The 4,789-nt window shown below is 64.1% G+C and carries 4 protein-coding genes; 1 reads left to right on the forward strand and 3 read right to left on the reverse strand.

All coding sequences use genetic code 11. From position 1 onward, the window contains the following. A partial coding sequence (locus VGD20_RS17480) for a conjugal transfer protein TraG (protein WP_331135655.1) occupies positions 1–1,695 on the reverse strand: 1,695 nt, incomplete at its 3' end. Positions 1,696–1,851: 156 nt separating this feature from the next. Further along, on the reverse strand, positions 1,852–2,391 hold the full coding sequence (locus tag VGD20_RS17485) for a hypothetical protein (RefSeq protein ID WP_331135656.1): 540 nt from the start codon (positions 2,389–2,391) through the stop codon (positions 1,852–1,854). A gap of 169 nt (positions 2,392–2,560) precedes the next feature. Between VGD20_RS17485 and VGD20_RS17490 the strand changes: the two genes are divergently transcribed. Continuing rightward, positions 2,561–3,322 carry a DUF4145 domain-containing protein gene (locus VGD20_RS17490; RefSeq protein ID WP_331135657.1) on the forward strand — a complete coding sequence of 254 codons (762 nt, stop codon included), beginning with the start codon at positions 2,561–2,563 and terminating at the stop codon, positions 3,320–3,322. A 90-nt stretch (positions 3,323–3,412) separates the two neighbouring features. On the opposite strand, the gene VGD20_RS17495 is transcribed toward VGD20_RS17490, so the two are convergent. Continuing rightward, positions 3,413–4,789 (reverse strand): DUF3363 domain-containing protein (locus tag VGD20_RS17495; protein WP_331135658.1); only part of this gene is annotated, 1,377 nt, incomplete at its 5' end.

Raw genomic sequence — 4,789 nt, forward strand, 5'->3', positions numbered from 1 at the left:
CAAGGCGGGCGGCGGCACGACGCGCCCGCGAAAATTGCGGTCCTCGTAATAACGCAGCTTCCGGGCGCGGATCGGCGCCATTCCCGACACGAGGACGAGTTCCTCCGCCGGCGGCAGCTGCATTACCTCGCCCTGCGTCAACAGCGGGCGCGCGGTTTCCTGCCGGCTGACCATGACATGCGCGAGCCAGGGCGCGAGGCGATGCCCGGCATAGTTGCGCATCGAGCGCTGCTCGGTCGCGACGCCGAGCGCATCCGAAATGCGGCGCGCGGTCCGCTCGTCGTTGGTGGCGAAGGCGATGCGGACATGGCAGTTGTCGAGGATCGCATTATGCTCGCCATAGGCCTTCTCGATCTGGTTGAGGCTCTGCGCGATCAGGAAGGCGCGCACGCCGTAGCCCGCCATGAAGGCCAGGCTCGTCTCGAAGAAATCGAGCCGTCCGAGCGCCGGAAATTCGTCCAGCATCATGAGGAGCTGGTGCCGGCGGCCGTTCGCGCCTTCAGCGTCGAGCTTCTCGGTCAGCCGCCGGCCGATCTGGTTGAGGATGAGGCGGACCAGCGGCTTGGTCCGCGAGATGTCGGACGGCGGAATGACGAGGTAGAGCGACACGGGGTGATCGGCCTCGACGAGGTCGGCGATCCGCCAGTCGCAGCGCGACGTCACCGCCGCCACGGTCGGATCGCGGTAAAGACCGAGGAACGACATGGCGGTCGAGAGCACGCCGCTGCGTTCGTTCTCGCTCTTGTTGAGCAACTCGCGCGCGGCCGACGCGACGACGGGATGGACGCGCGGCGCCTCCGCGCTGCCGAGATGATTGGTGGTCATCATCCGCCGCAGCGTCGCGACGAACGGACGCTGCGGGTCGGAGAGGAAGGTCGCGACTTGCGCGAGCGTCTTGTCCTCCTCGGCGTAGAGGATGTGGAGGATCGCGCCGACGAGGAGCGAGTGCGAGGTTTTTTCCCAATGGTTGCGCCGCTCGAGTGCCCCTTCGGGATCGACGAGGATATCAGCGATATTCTGGACGTCGCGCACCTCGTCGGCACCCTTGCGGACCTCGAGCAGCGGGTTGTATCTTGCCGAGGCGGGATCGGTCGGGTTGAACAGCAGCGCATGGCTAAAGCGCGCACGCCAGCCGGCGGTCAGCTGCCAGTTCTCGCCCTTGATATCGTGGACGACGGTGCTGCCGGTCCAGCTGAGCAAGGTCGGGACGACGAGCCCGACACCCTTGCCCGAGCGGGTCGGTGCGAACGCCATGACATGTTCGGGGCCGCCGTGACGCAGATAGCGGCCGCGATGACGCCCCAGGAACACGCCCGCGTCATGGAACAGCCCCGCGCGGTCGATCTCGCGGTGGCTCGCCCAGCGCGCCGAGCCGTAGGTCGTGACCTGTCCCGACTGCCGGGCGCGCCAGAGCGACCCTGCGACGGCGGCCGCGCAACCGAGGAAGCCGCTGGCCCCGGCGAGAGCCCCGGCCTTGTCGAACACATGCGGCGCGTAGGCATCGAACGAATACCACCACCAGAAGATGGCCCATGGGCGATACACCGGAGTGCCGCCGACCTCGAACCAGGCTACCCCGAGTTCGGCCTGATAGCCGAGCATCGCCGCACACCATTGGGTCGCGACCCACAGGCCCGCGATCACGATCGCGAAGACGACGAGGATCTGGCCGATCAGCAGCTTGGTCGGGGTCATGATGGGGCTCCGCCCCGAGGCGGCAATCGCCCGGGTTCACGCCCGAAACATCAGGGAAAAGGCCCATTCCGAAAATTGCGGTCTCGACGCACCATCAGGCGCCACCCTGCGAAGCGGCGGCACTGGTGCCGGTGTTTGTTAGATATCGGCGGGAGATTATTCTGCCGGATAGCCTAACTCTGCCAACAACGAACCCCACTGATCCAAGGCGCCTCCCAAAGCTTCATAGCCGGGCGTCGCGTTTTGATCGCCATGCTGGCGAAGCGAAAGGTCCCACCAAGTGACTTGTCGATATTTGTGCATGAATGCAAAAAGCTGCAGCCCGTCAGCGCATGCTTCGTGCTCGGCCCGAAGATAGTCCGGGAAGAAGCTGGCCGGACTGGCAATGCCCTTCTCCCAACCCGTATCGCGATATTCGGCATGTTTCGCTGTGTTGGCGATTGCCTCGATGGCTGGCTGCCAGTGAACCCGGGACGTCACAAATCCCGCGAAATCGTCAAGCATGGCCAAACTTGCGGGAAGAGCCGAGCCATCCTGACGCATTTTTCGCACAAGCGCCTTCTTGGTCCAATCGCGCAGTCCGACAATTGCTATGCAGAAGTCGAGAGCAGCGTACATCACGGTCTCGGGATCGCACGGCCGAGCGAACACGGCCTCTTCGTACCGGCTGAAGTTCCAATCCGTCTTGCGATACATTTCCGAAGGCGACCGGATGGAAGTAAGCAGTTCGGGGTGGTTGGCCCATAGGTGGGGCTTTGTTCGGCGTGACATGAGGTTACGAGTAGCCGACGCCGCACGTTCGGTCGAAAAATATTGCGATGGCAGAGCCGGCATCCGTAGTGTCGGTCGCGAAAGGACCGACTACGTGACGATCAACCGAGATACGTGGCACCTCTTGGTGCCCAAGAATACGACCTTCGGCCTGCCCTGCCCGACCTGTGCCAACGGAAAGTTACGTGTTGCGCCAGGAGGGTTGAGCCTGTTCGAACCAAGGCATTCGGCCGATTATCATGACAATGAAAGCTGGGAGCCCGACAATGTATCGGAGCGCTGGTCGGCCCGGCTCGTTTGCGACGAGATCCCTTGCGGCGAGATCGTCCATCTAATCGGGGACATGGAAGTCGTAGAAGTCGAAGTCGATGACGATGACGGCCAAATTTACCGGGGCGCCCGCCAAGAAGTGCTGCGTATTCGCTCCGCGTTTCCGGCACCCCCGCTTTTCCGGATTTCGAAAAACTTCCCGCCGCGTGTTCGACGCGAACTCGAATTGGCCTTTCGGCTGTACTGGATGGATGCATCGGCGTGCGTGGCCAGGCTCCGCACGACTGTCGAGGCAATGCTGGATCACCAGAAGGTACCGAAGGAGAAGCTCGACAAGAACGGCAAAATGAGGCGCATGGACTTGGTCCAACGGATCAAGGCATTCACGGCGGGTGCTGCGCACTCAGACCAGCTGGACGGCCTTCGAAACATTGGAAATCTCGGAACGCATGGCGGCGATGATGTGGACTACGGCGACCTGCTCGATGCGCTCGACGTGTTGGAATTCGCGCTCTCGGGAATTTACGACAGTAAGTCGATCAATGCGAAGGCCGCTAAACTAAAGGCTAAGAAGCCCGGAACATGATCATCGCCAGCGCTTTGGCCTCAGCGTGTCTATTCAGCGGAGCCGGGTCGACGTCGCTATCGGCAAGCACGATGGCTGATGCGCGGCAAATCACGAAATGCCGGGACCGCCGCGCGACCGTCCGAATTCCCAGCTGACGCCGCCCTCCCGCATGATTCCGGAGACCGGCTTGCCGACATGGCGCTCCATCACGGGCCGCCACGGGACCAGCGTGAAGTCGCGCGCACGCTCGACGAGCGCGTGACGGCCGCTCGTCATTTCGACGGTGCGAACAAGCCTGCCCGCGATCCGCTCCTGCCGCCCCGCCTCGGCGAACGGCTTGCCGATCTCGCGCGACAACTGATCGGCAACGCGGAGCAGCTCGCGTCGGCGAAGCGTGTCGAGCAGATTGCGGCGGTAGATAAGTCGCCCATCCCGCTCACCGGCCAGTCCCTCGGCGGCCAGCCACTGCCGCCGCGCCGCCTGGGCAGCTTGAACCTCACGGCCGAAGCCAGCGTCGCGCAGCGGGAGGGGAGCCTCGGCAATAAGCTCGCGGTCGAGCCAGGTCGCGGCATCCGCGGCGGACAGTCGATCGAGCGAAATCGCCGATAAGGTTTCGACGATTACTGGCCGGTCACGACGCTGCCGCGCCTCAAACGCTTCTACCTTGGGGAGATGATCGGGTGCGATGATCCAGCTGCCGGCGGCATCGCGTTCGACGCCGCGCATCACCCGTCGCATTGCATCGAGCCTCCGGATGTGGGTTTCGGCAAAGCGCTCGCTGGCGGCGGGATCATGCTTCAGATGGGCATCGACCGAGTAGCGCCCGCCGTTCGCGGCAGCGACCTCGGTTATCGTGCGATCGGCCGTCCGGATTCCCGCCTCGCGCGGCGCGATCTCGACGATCGCACCATTCGGGGTCGGGGAAATCGCATCGCCCGCGCCGATCTCGACATAGTAAGACCGGCCATCGACCGCGTCGACGATGGCGTAATGGCGATCGGCATGTTCGTCGGATAGGCCGCGTTCGACAAGGCGACCGACGAGCGGGCGGGCATCCGGTGCAAGCGGATCGTAGATGGCCCGGTCGGCGATAGCCGGCGCATCGCCGCGCGCCGAGTATGCGCGTTGCATCGTCCTGATGATGTCACTGCGTTCGCCCATTCGGCGCAATGAGTCCGCGAGATCGGGCACCAGTCGCCAATGCGCCGCACCCACCTTCGTTGCCAGCCCAAGACGTTCGAGTTTCCGGAGCCGGCCGACGCGGATGACCTGATCGAAAGCCCCGCGCGCCTGCGAACTCACGAGGACACCGCTGTCGGCTTCGCGCAACATGGCGCGGTCGATGCCGGTAAGCCGCTCCTGTTCGACCTCGGCTCGCAACCGCTGTTCGATAGCCGCCTCGGTGCGCGGACCCAGATCGAGATCGACCAACGCAGAGGCGCGTTCGCGCAAGCCGTGGCTGATATAGTCGCGCGCGATGATCAG

The organism is Sphingopyxis sp. (assembly GCF_036402335.1).
GTDB lineage: Bacteria > Pseudomonadota > Alphaproteobacteria > Sphingomonadales > Sphingomonadaceae > Sphingopyxis.

Bases quoted from the DNA above. Each gene is read 5' to 3' on its own strand.
- VGD20_RS17485 (WP_331135656.1), bottom strand. From the start codon at position 2,391: ATGTATCGCAAGACGGATTGGAACTTCAGCCGGTACGAAGAGGCCGTG.